The sequence below is a fragment of the Escherichia sp. E13S3 genome, from assembly GCF_004212325.1.
Taxonomy (GTDB): Bacteria; Pseudomonadota; Gammaproteobacteria; order Enterobacterales; family Enterobacteriaceae; genus Escherichia.
Genome location: NZ_RHJR01000003.1, coordinates 290,916 through 305,770 on the forward strand (window position 1 = coordinate 290,916; position 14,855 = coordinate 305,770).

General features: G+C 48.3%; 12 protein-coding genes and 1 pseudogene. 8 read left to right on the forward strand and 5 right to left on the reverse strand.

All coding sequences use genetic code 11. The features are described 5' to 3' along the window. Positions 1-182 precede the first annotated feature (182 nt). The 3 genes from btsT to yjiA are packed head-to-tail and all read left to right on the forward strand — an operon-like array spanning position 183 to position 3,553. On the forward strand, positions 183-2,333 hold the full coding sequence (btsT, locus tag D9597_RS04325) for a pyruvate/proton symporter BtsT (RefSeq protein WP_001309197.1): 2,151 nt from the start codon (positions 183-185) through the stop codon (positions 2,331-2,333). 49 nt (positions 2,334-2,382) lie between these two features. Further along, complete coding sequence (locus D9597_RS04330) at positions 2,383-2,586, forward strand: YbdD/YjiX family protein (RefSeq protein WP_000467859.1); 204 nt, start codon at positions 2,383-2,385, stop codon at positions 2,584-2,586. Positions 2,587-2,596: 10 nt separating this feature from the next. Then, positions 2,597-3,553 carry a GTPase gene (yjiA, locus tag D9597_RS04335; RefSeq protein ID WP_130221708.1) on the forward strand — a complete coding sequence of 319 codons (957 nt, stop codon included), beginning with the start codon at positions 2,597-2,599 and terminating at the stop codon, positions 3,551-3,553. 33 nt (positions 3,554-3,586) lie between these two features. On the opposite strand, the gene D9597_RS04340 is transcribed toward yjiA, so the two are convergent. Next, positions 3,587-3,889, reverse strand: a complete 303-nt coding sequence (locus tag D9597_RS04340; RefSeq protein WP_130221709.1) for a BrnA antitoxin family protein — start codon at positions 3,887-3,889, stop codon at positions 3,587-3,589. Then, complete coding sequence (locus D9597_RS04345) at positions 3,876-4,163, reverse strand: BrnT family toxin (RefSeq protein WP_130221710.1); 288 nt, start codon at positions 4,161-4,163, stop codon at positions 3,876-3,878. The genes D9597_RS04340 and D9597_RS04345 overlap by 14 nt, the downstream gene beginning before the upstream one ends. A gap of 196 nt (positions 4,164-4,359) precedes the next feature. Here D9597_RS04345 and D9597_RS04350 point away from each other — a divergent pair, with 196 nt between their 5' ends. The 5 genes from D9597_RS04350 to symE all read left to right on the forward strand — a co-directional run bounded on the left by D9597_RS04350 (position 4,360) and on the right by symE (position 12,399). Then, positions 4,360-5,526, forward strand: coding sequence for a restriction endonuclease (locus D9597_RS04350; RefSeq protein ID WP_075842588.1), 1,167 nt, complete (start codon positions 4,360-4,362; stop codon positions 5,524-5,526). 63 nt (positions 5,527-5,589) lie between these two features. Continuing rightward, positions 5,590-7,209, forward strand: a complete 1,620-nt coding sequence (locus D9597_RS04355) for a class I SAM-dependent DNA methyltransferase (RefSeq protein WP_130221711.1) — start codon at positions 5,590-5,592, stop codon at positions 7,207-7,209. Then, complete coding sequence (locus tag D9597_RS04360) at positions 7,199-8,485, forward strand: restriction endonuclease subunit S (RefSeq protein ID WP_130221712.1); 1,287 nt, start codon at positions 7,199-7,201, stop codon at positions 8,483-8,485. The genes D9597_RS04355 and D9597_RS04360 overlap by 11 nt, the downstream gene beginning before the upstream one ends. 94 nt (positions 8,486-8,579) lie before the next feature. After that, positions 8,580-11,843, forward strand: coding sequence for an HsdR family type I site-specific deoxyribonuclease (locus D9597_RS04365; RefSeq protein WP_130221713.1), 3,264 nt, complete (start codon positions 8,580-8,582; stop codon positions 11,841-11,843). A gap of 214 nt (positions 11,844-12,057) precedes the next feature. Beyond that, positions 12,058-12,399, forward strand: coding sequence for an endoribonuclease SymE (gene symE, locus D9597_RS04370; RefSeq protein WP_130221714.1), 342 nt, complete (start codon positions 12,058-12,060; stop codon positions 12,397-12,399). 46 nt (positions 12,400-12,445) lie between these two features. On the opposite strand, the gene D9597_RS23260 is transcribed toward symE, so the two are convergent. The 3 genes and pseudogenes from D9597_RS23260 to D9597_RS23270 form a co-directional block, all read right to left on the reverse strand. Beyond that, positions 12,446-13,609 carry a DUF1524 domain-containing protein gene (locus tag D9597_RS23260; RefSeq protein ID WP_240780424.1) on the reverse strand — a complete coding sequence of 388 codons (1,164 nt, stop codon included), beginning with the start codon at positions 13,607-13,609 and terminating at the stop codon, positions 12,446-12,448. Positions 13,610-13,656: 47 nt separating this feature from the next. Further along, a pseudogene (locus tag D9597_RS23265) lies at positions 13,657-14,539 on the reverse strand (DUF262 domain-containing protein). A 142-nt stretch (positions 14,540-14,681) separates the two neighbouring features. Beyond that, positions 14,682-14,726, reverse strand: coding sequence for a hypothetical protein (locus tag D9597_RS23270; protein WP_230138863.1), 45 nt, complete (start codon positions 14,724-14,726; stop codon positions 14,682-14,684). Positions 14,727-14,855 lie beyond the last annotated feature (129 nt).

The following is a 14,855-nucleotide window of genomic DNA, read 5'->3' on the forward strand; positions in this document are numbered from 1 at the left end:
GCAACGCAAACCTAGAACGGCTTCGGCCTATGATTAACAAATTACTCTATGGATTTTGGTTTGCAGGAAGGTAGCAAGTGAGTGAATCCCCGGGAGCTTACAAAAGTAAGTGTCAGAGGTGAACGAACGCAGCTGCCGCACCTGTAAGCCAAAAGACGACGAGTAAAATGCCAGGTTTTACTATGGATACGAAAAAACTATTCAAGCACATACCCTGGGTGATTCTCGGAATCATCGGTGCATTCTGCCTCGCGGTAGTTGCATTACGTCGGGGGGAGCACGTCAGCGCCCTGTGGATCGTGGTCGCCTCTGTGTCGGTGTATCTGGTGGCGTATCGCTACTACAGTCTGTACATCGCCCAAAAGGTGATGAAACTCGACCCCACGCGCGCGACGCCTGCGGTTATTAACAACGACGGTCTGAACTATGTTCCGACCAACCGTTACGTGTTGTTTGGTCACCACTTCGCCGCTATTGCCGGTGCTGGTCCGCTGGTTGGTCCGGTTCTCGCCGCGCAGATGGGCTACCTGCCTGGCACGCTGTGGCTGCTGGCGGGGGTAGTGCTGGCCGGTGCGGTTCAGGACTTTATGGTGCTGTTTATCTCCTCTCGCCGTAACGGCGCATCTCTTGGTGAGATGATCAAAGAAGAGATGGGGCCAGTACCGGGGACTATCGCGCTGTTTGGCTGTTTCTTAATCATGATCATCATCCTCGCCGTCCTGGCGCTGATTGTGGTTAAAGCCCTGGCCGAAAGTCCGTGGGGTGTCTTCACCGTTTGCTCAACCGTACCAATTGCGCTGTTTATGGGTATCTACATGCGCTTTATTCGTCCGGGGCGTGTGGGTGAAGTCTCTGTCATTGGTATCGTGCTGCTGGTTGCCTCTATCTACTTCGGTGGCGTGATTGCTCACGATCCGTACTGGGGTCCGGCACTAACCTTTAAAGACACCACCATTACCTTCGCGCTGATTGGCTATGCGTTTGTTTCCGCACTGCTGCCGGTGTGGCTGATCCTCGCACCGCGCGACTATCTGGCAACCTTCCTGAAAATCGGCGTTATCGTCGGCCTGGCGCTGGGTATCGTGGTGCTGAACCCGGAACTGAAAATGCCTGCGATGACCCAGTACATTGACGGTACTGGCCCGCTGTGGAAAGGCGCTCTGTTCCCGTTCCTGTTCATCACCATCGCCTGTGGTGCGGTATCTGGCTTCCACGCGCTGATCTCTTCCGGTACGACGCCAAAACTGCTGGCTAATGAAACCGACGCGCGTTTCATCGGCTACGGCGCAATGCTGATGGAGTCCTTCGTGGCGATTATGGCGCTGGTTGCTGCGTCCATCATCGAACCGGGTCTTTACTTCGCGATGAATACCCCGCCTGCGGGCCTTGGCATCACCATGCCTAACCTGCATGAAATGGGGGGCGAGAACGCGCCGATCATCATGGCGCAGCTGAAAGACGTTACCGCACACGCGGCAGCGACTGTCAGCTCCTGGGGCTTCGTGATTTCGCCAGAGCAGATCCTGCAAACCGCGAAAGACATTGGTGAGCCTTCTGTCTTGAACCGTGCAGGTGGTGCGCCGACGCTGGCGGTAGGTATCGCTCATGTGTTCCACAAAGTGCTGCCGATGGCTGACATGGGCTTCTGGTATCACTTCGGTATTCTGTTCGAAGCTCTGTTCATCCTGACCGCGCTGGATGCGGGTACCCGTTCTGGCCGCTTTATGCTGCAAGACCTGCTGGGTAACTTCATCCCGTTCCTGAAAAAAACCGACTCTCTGGTTGCCGGTATCATCGGTACCGCGGGCTGTGTGGGTCTGTGGGGCTACCTGTTGTATCAGGGCGTGGTCGATCCGCTGGGCGGCGTTAAGAGCCTGTGGCCGCTGTTCGGTATCTCCAACCAGATGCTGGCAGCCGTAGCGCTGGTACTGGGCACCGTTGTGCTGATTAAGATGAAGCGCACCCAATACATCTGGGTAACTGTTGTTCCGGCTGTATGGCTGCTTATCTGCACCACCTGGGCGCTGGGTCTGAAACTGTTCAGCACCAACCCGCAGATGGAAGGCTTCTTCTACATGGCAAGCCAGTACAAAGAGAAGATTGCTAACGGTACTGACCTGACGGCGCAGCAGATTGCCAACATGAACCACATCGTTGTGAACAACTACACCAACGCAGGCCTGAGTATTCTGTTCCTGATTGTGGTGTACAGCATCATCTTCTACGGTTTCAAAACCTGGCTGAAGGTGCGTAACAGCGACAAACGTACTGACAAAGAAACACCGTACGTTCCAATCCCGGAAGGCGGCGTGAAGATTTCTTCGCACCACTAACCGTGTTTAGCCCCGCTTCGGCGGGGCTTTGTTCTTATCAGAGTGAACTATGTTTGGTAACTTAGGACAGGCAAAAAAATATCTCGGCCAGGCGGCGAAGATGTTGATTGGCATTCCAGACTACGACAACTACGTCGAGCATATGAAGACCAACCATCCCGACAAGCCGTACATGAGCTATGAAGAATTCTTCCGCGAACGCCAGAACGCGCGCTACGGCGGCGATGGTAAAGGCGGTATGCGCTGTTGTTAATGGAGAGAGCATGAACCCGATTGCAGTTACCCTACTCACCGGTTTTTTAGGCGCGGGCAAAACCACCCTGCTGCGCCATATTCTTAACGAACAACACGGCTACAAGATTGCCGTGATTGAAAACGAATTCGGCGAAGTCTCCGTTGATGATCAACTGATTGGCGACCGCGCCACGCAGATCAAAACGCTGACCAACGGCTGCATCTGCTGTTCGCGCTCCAACGAGCTGGAAGACGCACTACTCGACCTGCTGGATAATCTCGACAAGGGCAATATTCAGTTCGACCGTCTGGTCATTGAATGCACCGGCATGGCCGATCCCGGCCCGATTATTCAGACCTTTTTCTCCCATGAGATTTTATGCCAGCGCTACCTGCTGGACGGCGTGATTGCGCTGGTGGATGCGGTACATGCCGATGAGCAGATGAACCAGTTCACCATCGCCCAGTCACAGGTTGGCTACGCCGACCGTATTCTGCTGACTAAAACCGACGTCGCAGGCGAAGCAGAAAAACTGCGTGAACGCCTGGCGCGCATCAATGCCCGTGCACCGGTCTACACCGTTACCCACGGCGATATCGACCTGGGCCTGCTATTCAACACCAACGGTTTTATGCTGGAAGAAAACGTTGTCAGCACCAAACCGCGTTTCCACTTTATCGCGGATAAACAAAACGATATTTCGTCGATTGTGGTGGATCTGGATTACCCGGTAGATATCAGCGAAGTTTCCCGCGTGATGGAAAACCTGCTGCTGGAATCGGCAGATAAACTGCTGCGTTACAAAGGAATGCTGTGGATTGACGGCGAACCTAATCGCCTGCTGTTCCAGGGCGTCCAGCGCCTCTACAGCGCCGACTGGGACCGCCCGTGGGGCGAAGAAAAACCGCATAGCACGATGGTGTTTATCGGGATTCAGCTGCCGGAGGATGAGATTCGGGCGGCGTTTGCGGGGTTGAGGAAGTAATTTTGGATGATGGCCGCCATGTGGCGGCCTGAATTATTTTTTGTTCTGATCGCGCTGCATCGCCTCACGTAAAATTGCGTTCAGGCGAGTTTGATAGCCTTTACCTGGTCGCTTCAGCCATTCCATCACATCAGCATCAATACGCACCGAAGCCTGGGTTTTCAATGGCCGATAAAACTTACCGCGTTCTGCGTTAGACCATTGCTCATCGCTGGAAGGCGGGATATCACTGTAATCAATATCTTCGTCGGATTTATTCGCCAGTGCCTTCAGTTCGGCCTCATGCTGCACATCGAGTGTAGAGGGTGTCCCTCGTTTATGTTTAACCATGCTCATAGCGACTCCTCTCTTTACGATCTGCTTTTCGTGCACTGATGATTCGAATAATTTCATTTCCGCTTTCGAAACGGATGGTATGCGCAGCCAGAATAACCACGATGCCGTAAACCAGGCCGATAGTCTGCCAGCGATACTCACCATTTTCTATGCGATCTTGCTGTGACAAATGTTGTGGATCATCAAACAATAACACCGCATCTTCAAAGCGGATGCCATGTTTCACCCGATTACTTTTGGCCTTGTTTGCATCCCATTCAAACTCCATTGGCATAGTTGCCATCCCTGATTGTATATACAAAAATGTATCTACAATTATTCTGCAATTATAGCGTTGATGTTGGAAATAGCATCACGTTTTGGATAATCAACCATGAAATTGACAATGTGTGAGTTGGACTTGATTCATCCAATAGAATTTCTCGCCTGACATGGCACACTAAACACCTCGCTGTCGTTAAGGGATTACCGTGAAAAACTACAAAGTCATTACCCCGCTTTTTCCTACCTATGCGCAAGTTAAGGCTATGATGAAAGCCGTCTCAGGCTATTCCCTGAAAGCGGTACGCAATATGATTACCGCCATACGCGATCAAACCGGTACGCCGCAAAAACCCGTTGACTGGTCAGAACCCGACCTGTGGATCAGCGAGCGCTTAACGGGTGAAGATGCCGACATCGCCCGTCGCATCTGGGATACTGACAATCACATTCTGAATCCGCGCCACAGCTACGGCTGCTACTTATTCCTCAACTATCCCCAGTTTGAGCTGATGGAAAGCACGCCAGATGATACCTGGCAGCCCACCTCGCGCGGGCAAAAATTCCTGCAAGATGACGAAAAAACGCTGCGTTCACTGGACGACCAGGAAGGAATTCTGCAACTGCTTGAGCTGCTGGCTGGCCGAGAAATGTCGCGCCGCGCCGATTTATTGCCGGAATGGCAGGCCTTTTTGCATCAGCATTCGAAATTTGCTTCCGACCGGTCAGCCAAAAGTACGCTCTACTCCCGACTCTATAATCTTATCGACCGCGACATGGTTACTCGCGAAGGCATGAGCTATCGCATCACCGATACCGGGCGCGCCTGGCTTGGAAAAGCGTTGCCAGCACGAAAAAGCGATCCGCGTAAAGAGCTGCTGGAAGCGGTGAAACGCTATAACGAACAGCAAAAAGAGCTGTTGCGCGAACAAATCAGCACAATGAACCCATACAAATTTGAGCAACTGGTTGGTCAATTACTGGAGGCAATGGGCTACGAGCAGGTCGAAGTGACCAAAGCTTCAGGTGATAAAGGCGTGGACGTGATTGGTCAGGTGCAGGTCGGCATCACCACCATTACAGAAGTGGTACAGGTCAAAAGAATGCAGAACACCATCACCCGCCCGTATATCGACCAGCTGCGCGGTGCGCTGCCTTACCACAAAGCCATTCGCGGTACGCTCATCACCACCGGGAAATTTGCGGCGAAATGTGCAGAAGCGGCGCTCTTTCCGGGTGCCGCGCCAATTACGCTTATCGACGGCGATCGCTTACTGGAACTGTTAATCGAAAATAACGTCGGCATTCGCCGCAGCAATGCAGTGGAATTGCTGGATGTGGATTTGCAGTTGTTTGATGAGCTGGAGATGGATTAAAGGGCGAAATTTGCCGCCGCTACCATTACAATAGCGACCCAATTTATCTGAACAGAGTTCATCATGGCCAAAGCACCAACTAAAAAAGCCAAAGCAAAGAAAGGCTTTGAAGAAACATTATGGGATACCGCAAACCAGCTTCGCGGTAGCGTTGAGTCCTCCGAATACAAGCACGTGGTGTTGAGCCTCGTGTTCCTGAAATTCATCAGCGATAAGTTTGAAGCACGCCGCAAAAAAATGATTGCCGATGGGCAAGCAGACTTCCTTGAGATGGAAGTGTTCTACCAGCAGGACAACATTTTCTACCTGCCGGAAGAGGCGCGCTGGTCGTTTATCAAACAAAATGCCAAACAGGACGATATTGCGGTTCGTATTGACACCGCCCTCTCGACCATTGAGAAACGTAACCCATCACTGAAAGGCGCGCTGCCAGACAACTACTTCAGCCGTCAGAATCTGGAAACCAAAAAACTGGCGTCACTGATTGATACCATCGACAACATCGAAACGCTGGCCCACGAAACTGACGTTGAAACGTTATCGAAAGAAGACCTTGTCGGACGCGTTTACGAATACTTCCTCGGTAAGTTTGCCGCAACCGAAGGCAAAGGCGGTGGTGAGTTCTACACGCCCAAATGTGTGGTTACGCTGTTAACTGAAATGCTCGAACCCTTCCAGGGCAAAATTTATGACCCATGCTGCGGCTCGGCAGGGATGTTCGTGCAGTCGGTGAAGTTTGTCGAGAGCCATCAGGGTAAAAGTCGTGATATCGCGCTGTATGGTCAGGAACTGACAGCCACGACGTATAAACTGGCAAAAATGAACCTCGCCATTCGCGGTCTTTCAGCAAACCTCGGCGAACGCCCGGCAGACACTTTCTTTAGCGACCAGCACCCGGACCTGAAAGCCGACTACATTCTGGCGAACCCGCCGTTCAACCTGAAAGACTGGCGTAATGAAGCCGAATTAACCAAAGATCCACGTTTTGCCGGTTATCGTATGCCGCCAACCGGTAACGCCAACTACGGCTGGATTTTGCATATGCTCTCCAAGCTGTCGGCTAACGGCACAGCAGGTTTTGTGCTGGCAAACGGTTCGATGAGTTCTAACACCAGCGGTGAAGGCGAGATCCGTGCACAGATGATCGAAAATGATCTGATCGACTGCATGATCGCTCTGCCAGGTCAGTTATTTTACACTACGCAGATCCCGGTGTGTTTATGGTTTATGACCAAATCGAAGGCTGCCGACCCGGCCAAAGGTTATCGTGATCGTCAGGGCGAGACGCTGTTTATTGATGCGCGTAACCTCGGCAGCATGATTAACCGCACCACCAAAGAGCTGACAACAGAGGATATCGCCACCATCGCCGATACTTACCATGCCTGGCGCAGCACGCCGGAAGAACTGGCTGCACGGATTGCGCGTGGTGACAGCAAGCTGGAAAAATATGAAGACAAGGCAGGCTTTTGCAAAGTTGCGACCCTGCAAGATATTAAAGATAACGACTACGTTCTGACACCGGGTCGCTATGTGGGTGCAGCCGAGCAGGAAGAAGACGGCGTAGCATTCGAGACAAAAATGCGGGAGTTGTCGAAGACGTTGTTTGAGCAGATGAAGCAGGCGGAAGAACTGGATCGTGCGATTCGCCAGAATCTGGAGGCGCTGGGTTATGGCATTTGAAAAGACAATCCCACTCAATGAATTTATTACACTTCAAAGAGGTTTTGACTTACCTCAAGATAAAAGAATAAAAGGTGATATTCCAGTCATAGCGTCAACGGGTATTGTTGGTTACCATAATGAAGAAAAAGTGCAGGCGCCGGGAGTTGTCATTGGCCGAAGTGGTAGTATTGGTGGTGGTCAATATATTACAAATAATTTCTGGCCTTTGAACACAACATTATGGGTTAAAGATTTTAAAGGGCATCACCCAAGATTTGTTTATTACTTATTAAAAAGCATTGATTTTAGCCAATTTAATGTTGGTTCAGGTGTACCCACATTAAATAGAAACCACCTTAGTGGAGTACTCGTAGCAGATACAAGTTATAGTTATGAAAAAGAAGTTTCTAATGTCATTGGTACTTTAGATGATAAAATAAATTTAAATAAAAAGATCAACCAAACCCTGGAACAAATGTCCCAAACTCTCTTCAAATCCTGGTTTGTGGATTTTGATCCAGTGATTGATAACGCTCTGGATGCGGGAAATCCAATCCCGGAAGCCCTGCAAATTCGTGCCGAGTTGCGTCAAAAAGTACATAATAGTGCAGATTTCAAACCACTTCCGACGGAAATCCGCTCGCTTTTCCCAAGTGAATTTGAAGAAACGGAGTTGGGTTGGGTGCCGAAAGGATGGTGTATTAAAGACTTTTCCGTCATTGCGAAATTAATAAAAGACAATGTTAAGTCGGAAAACATTTGTGATGACATTCATTACATTGGGTTAGAGCATTTGGAACGCAAGCATATTTTTATCACCAATTATGGGAATGGTGGTGATGTATCCAGTAATAAATCAGCTTTCGATAAAAACGATTTATTATTCGGAAAGTTACGCCCTTATTTTCACAAAGTTGCACTAGCTCCATTTTCAGGAATATGCTCAACTGACATATTGGTTTTCCGTGCTAAAGAGAACATCTATAGATCGTTAATGGCAATGTATGCTTTTACAGACGATTTTGTAGCATATGCAAATTTGCGTTCTACAGGCACAAGAATGCCTCGAGCGGAAGCTAAAGATCTGCTTAACTATAAAATTGTTTTACCTAATAAAAATGTTTTAGAAAAATTTGAAGTGCTATTAGAAAATTATTGGATAAAAGGGCAACTTAATAATTACGAAAATGAAAAGTTAATCGCCCTCCGCGACACCCTGCTCCCTAAACTCATCTCCGGCGAGCTATCCGTGGAAGATCTCCCCGATCTCATCAAACAAACCGAAGCCGCATAACGCATTTTGCCCCTGAAAAATCAGGGGCTTTCTGGTAAGGTTTTCTGGGGTTACAGGAATCCTTACCAGAAATTAGCCAGGGTTGGAGCGCGATATGAGTCTCTCTTTCAGTGAAGCAAAATTAGAACAAGCGATCATTGAACTGCTGCAGGATCAGGGATATCAACACCTGATCGGCGATAATGTCCCACGTTCAAGTCTCGATCAGGTCATCATCGAAGACGATCTCCGTCATTATTTAGCGGCACGCTACCAGCCTGATGGCATTACTGAAGAAGAGATTCAACGGCTGATCAAACAGTTCACCACGCTTCCGGCCTCCGACCTTTATGAAAGCAACAAAACATTTTGTCGCTGGCTGGCAAATGGTTTTCTGTTCAAACGCGACGATCGGCAACAAAAAGATCTCTATATTGAATTGCTCGACACCCGGCATCTACCTGCCGCGCTGCGCCAGATATTTGACGCCGAAGATGTCCCGTTGCAACAGGCGGCGGAACTCCCGCCCTCCTATATTAATCCGCCGCTTAACCGGATTAAGATTGTTAACCAGCTTAAAATCTCCGGCAAAGATAATCAGACTCGTATTCCTGACGGCATTCTCTATATCAACGGTCTGCCACTGGTCGTCTTTGAATTTAAAAGTGCGGTGCGCGAGCAGGAAGCCAGTATTGGCGATGCCTGGAAACAGCTCTGTAAACGCTATCGCCGGGATATTCCGCAACTGTTTATCTACAACGCGCTCTGCATTATTAGCGATGGCGTAAATAACCGGATGGGCAACCTGTTTGCGCCCTATGAATATTTTTACTCATGGCGCAAAGTCACCGGTAATGAAAACCGTGAACAGGACGGAATTCCATCATTGCACTCAATGATTCAGGGGCTGTTTCATCCGGTACGTCTGCTGGACGTGATTAAAAACTTTATCTGCTTCCCGGATAAAGCCAAGCACGAAGTAAAAATTTGCTGCCGATATCCGCAGTACTATGCCGCTCGCAAACTCTATTACAGCATCAAGCAAGCGCGTAAACCTTTCGGTAGCGGTAAAGGCGGCACCTACTTTGGCGCAACGGGCTGTGGCAAAAGTTACACCATGCAATTTTTAACGCGTCTTTTGATGAAGAGCGTGGAGTTTGCCAGCCCGACCATTGTTTTGATCACCGACCGCACCGATCTGGACGATCAGCTTTCTGCGCAAATGTGCAACGCCAAAAATTACATTGGCGACGACACCATCGTTCCTGTTACCAGCCGTGAAGATTTGCGTAATCAACTGGCGGGACGCAATAGTGGCGGTGTATTCCTGACAACGATCCATAAATTCACCGAAGACACCGAACTCCTTTCTGAACGCAACAATATCATTTGCATCTCGGACGAAGCACATCGTAGCCAGGTTAACCTCGACCAGAAAGTCATCGTTGATAAAGAAAGCGGAAAAGTGCGCAAAACGTATGGCTTTGCGAAATACCTGCACGATTCACTGCCAAATGCCACCTATGTTGGCTTTACCGGCACACCGATTGACGCGACGCTCGATGTCTTCGGTGAGGTGATCGACAGTTACACCATGACCGAATCCGTTCAGGATGAAATCACTGTACGCATCGTGTACGAAGGCCGTGCGGCTAAAGTGATCCTGGACTCCAGCAAACTGGAAGAAGTCGAAAAGTATTACGAAGAGTGCGCAAACGCAGGCACCAATGAGTGGCAAATCGACGAAAGCAAAAAAGCCACCGCAACCATGAATGCGGTACTGGGTGATGAAGATCGGTTAAAAGCCCTCGCGGAAGATTTTGCCAAACATTATGAAAAACGCGTAGCCGAAGGTTCCACCGTAAAAGGCAAAGCCATGTTTGTTTGTGCCAGCCGTGAAATTGCCTGGGATTTCTACCGTCAGCTTAAAGCTATTCGCCCTGCCTGGTTTGAAGTGAAGCAAGCACCCGATGGCGTCGTCCTGACGGAACAGGAACAAAAAGAGTTACCGCCTTCTGAAATGGTGAAGATGGTCATGACGCGCGGTAAAGATGACGACGAGGCGCTTTATGATTTACTGGGCACAAAAGAATATCGTAAAGAGCTGGATAAGCAGTTCAAAAACGCTAAATCGAATTTCAAAATTGCCATTGTTGTTGATATGTGGCTGACCGGTTTCGACGTCCCGGAACTGGATACCATCTATATTGATAAACCCTTACAAAAACATAATCTTATCCAGACTATTTCTCGCGTTAACCGTAAACTGGAAGGCAAAAGTAAAGGGTTAGTGGTGGACTACATCGGCATTAAAAGTCAGATGAACCAGGCACTGGCAATGTATTCCCGCATTGATGCCACCAACTTTGAAGATATTCAGCAATCGGTAATAGAAGTTAAAAACCATCTCGATTTGTTGGGGCAAGTCTTTTACGAATTTGACAGTCGGGATTATTTTAGTGGTGAGCCACAAGCGCAATTATCCTGCCTCAACCGCGCGGCGGAATTTGTTCTGCGTACCCAGAAAGTTGAACGTCGTTTTATGGGACTGGTTAAACGCATGAAAGCCGCCTACGACGTCTGCTGCGGCAGCGAAGCATTATCACAGACAGAACGTGACTATATTCACTATTATCTTGCTGTTCGTTCAATTGTTTTCAAACTGACGAAAGGTGACGCACCGGATGTTACCCAGATGAATGCACGCATTCGTGAAATGATTGCAGAAGCGTTAAAAGCTGATGGCGTAGAAGAAATTTATTTTCTTGGGGATAAAAAAGCGGAATCCATCGATATTTTTGACGAAGATTATCTGGCGCGAATTAACAAGATCAAACTTCCGGCAACAAAGATCCAGTTATTACAAAAATTACTGGAAAAAGCGATCAGCGACTTCAAGAAAGTGAACCAGTTGCAAGGGATTAACTTCACCCGCCGCTTCCAGGCGATTATAGATCGTTATAATGAGCGGCGAGAAGATGATGTACTCAACGGTGAAGAATTCGATACATTCAGTCAGGAAATGACCGATATTATCTATGATATTAAAACCGAAATGGGCACCTGGGCCGATTTAGGTATTGATATGGAAGAAAAAGCGTTTTTCGACATTCTTGCTCATATGCGCGATAAATATCAGTTCACCTATGACGATGAAAAAATGCTGTCACTGGCAAAAGAGATGAAAAGCGTGGTTGACAACACATCGAAATATCCTGACTGGAGTAAACGCGATGATATTAAAGCGAAACTGAAAGTTGAACTTATTCTGCTTCTACACAAGCATAAGTTCCCGCCAGTAGCGAATGATGATGTTTATATGGGGGTGCTGGCACAGGCAGAGAATTTTAAAGAACATCATATGAGTGCTTTAAATTAATTATGAAGGCCGGATACACTTTGTTATCCGGCCATTCTGAATTAACATTAATTTCTCTTCCAGATCTTTCCAGTAACGCTTTTATTATTTTCTATTTTTAGCTGGACTTTCTCTGTATTTACTGATGATATATCCAGGTATTTAGCGCGGTGCGGATGTGCGCCAACACACCCGCACCGCTCATCACAATCACTATTTATAGGGAATAGCAGTTATGACTGACACGCATTCTATTGCACAACCGTTCGAAGCAGAAGTCTCCCCGGCAAATAACCGTCAATTAACCGTGAGTTATGCGAGTCGCTACCCAGATTACAGCCGTATTCCCGCCATCACCCTGAAAGGTCAGTGGCTGGAAGCCGCCGGTTTTGCCACCGGCACGGCGGTAGATGTCAAAGTGATGGAAGGCTGTATTGTCCTTACCGCCCAACCCCCCGCCGCCGAAGAGAGCGAACTGATGCAGTCGCTGCGCAAGGTGTGCAAGCTGTCGGCACGTAAACAAAAGCAGGTGCAGGATTTTATTGGGGTGATTACGGGTAAACAGAAAGTCGCCTGATACATTGACCCGGTAGCGCCAGTGCTACCGGGTATTATTCTCCGCGTTAGACCAACGCGCTCTCCATCTGTTTTTCAAATGCCTGACGAATTAATCCCATAATGTAAGGAAGTTGTGCGAGGTCGCTGAAACCAATTTCCACATCACCATTACCCCAGCGCCCAACATTTGTCACATCTGTGGCAATACCTTTCGGATCGACCAGTTCATGAAACTGCATATTAAGCGACAACCGCAGTCGGCTTTTTTGCGGCACAACATCAACAAAATTCGTTTCAGCTTTAAACGCAATATAGAGCTTCAATACTTCCTGCGTGATCCCTGCGTCCAGGCGCATAATTTCATCGCGAAGATGATCAAATAACACCCGGCTATGCGAACCATCAGCAAGAAAAGGATAATCACTCAGGCTGTAACTGGTTTTGTTTTCAGGCTGCCCCCGATAAACAGCTAAAACCTCTTCAGGAAGAGAAGGCGCTTGCCAGACCTGAACCGCGAGATCGGCCAGACGATCGGCACGGGCGCGAATGGCAGCTTCATCCCATTTTTCGCACTGTCCAAGACCGATATTCAAATAGAGCGGGCTATGTTTAAAGCCGTCTTCAATATCGCGTTTTTCCGCGAAAGGTCTGTCACTGTAGCGGGAGTTATAGCGCGTTAAAGTGAGATTCCCCAACGTATGTAACAGTTCTTTATGCACTCGCTGCCAGTCGCTTCCCAGCTCTTCACGCCATTTAGCCGACAGATTTTCGTTCTGCGGCATAATGTGCTCAATCGTAAACTCTTCCACGCGCTCTCTGCGTTTATCGTTTTCCAGTCGTCGTAACCAGTAACTGCGGCTGCGGAAGTTATAGAGATCGCGAACTTTTAATTCCCGTTTAAATTCATCATCGTTGGGGAAACGACGATATGAAGGCAGATTCAGAAAATGTACCTGAATACTTTCCAGATAATTTTCTTTATTAATGACCTTATAAAAAGTAGCAAACGTCTTATTAAGAGAATTTGTCGGAATCGCACATACTGCACGGCGGAAAACATAAGATTCAATTAAACGAATTATGCTCAGGAAATCTTCGTGAGACAAAACGCCATTTTTATAGTCATGATAAAGCGCCAGTAAGAAAGGATACGCCACATCGACTTTTAACTCGCGCAAATCCAGAAAAGCCGTAGCAAGCGATTTGTCACTTTCTTTTCCCAATGCCATTGCGCAGTAATACTCCGCGTAGATGTGAATATCTTCAACCAGCCGATCTACGCCTTTTTCAGCAACACGCTGGCTACGGGCATGGAGTTTAAATGCCTCATAGACTTCATCTGTCCGAGGGATCTTCCCCGTTTTTACCGTCAGATAATGACGCATAAAACTGTCAAAATATTCGCTGTAACCTTGCTGACCAAAAGCGACTTCCATTGGTCGCCAGTGATCTTCATACAACCGGGTTTGATGCTCTGGTTCGAGGCCCATCAGAATAAAATTACGCACCAGATCGGCCTGACTTAACGCCTTACCGGTGGAGTTCATACTTTCAAAAATCAGTTGCGGATTATCCTGACCACGATTAAGCGCCACATCGACAATTAATAACTTTGCTAACCCACGACATAAGGGGATCAAGTCATCACCGAGTTTGGCAATTTGCTCATCAAAGAAAGTAAAGTTTTCCATTATTCGATGGGAGTAGTTTTCTGGCATTGGTCTTTGTTTTATTAACGCCAGTAAACTGTCTTTATCAGTCTCGGTCAGCAGTAATTTAAAACCTTTCTCGCCGGACTCATAAGGATTGAGCAAATAATAATTACGCAATTTCATTGCCGAAAAGCCATCAAAAACTTCGTCTTCGCCAAGATGGCGCGATAAAGCCTCAATCAGCAACATTGCGGTCGTCAGCCGTTGTTGACCATCAATGACCAGCAACGGAGAAATACCAGAAACCTGATACAACCCCTGCTCAATATAAACAACCGAACCGATAAAATGCGCTGATATATCGTCACGCTTTCCGGCACGAATGATGTCGTCCCAAAGTTGCCGACATTGTTGCCCGGTCCATGAATAAGTCCGTTGATAAATGGGAATAACAAACTGCTGCGAACGTTTTAAAAAATCGAGTAGGCGAGCTTCTGTAGCTTTCATTCTGACGTCTTTCCGTGAAGCGATGATTTCGCAATAATAACCACTTCCTTGTGGAGGTTATAGAGAAATCCTGTTTATCCGCGACGAACTGTCCCATCACTCAACATCCTCCCTGCGTAACCCAATATCCCTCAACCGCTCATCACTCATCTGCTGTAACACGCGCCGGGTCTGCTTTTTCAGCCACCAGGTCCTCACCGCCTGCCAGAGTTGTGCGATGCCAGTAAACGGCGCTTTAGCTTTGTTTTCGTGAAATTCCATCTGCTGCCTCCTCATCTTTCAGAGGCTTCATCATCCGCCTTCTGGCAGTTCACAA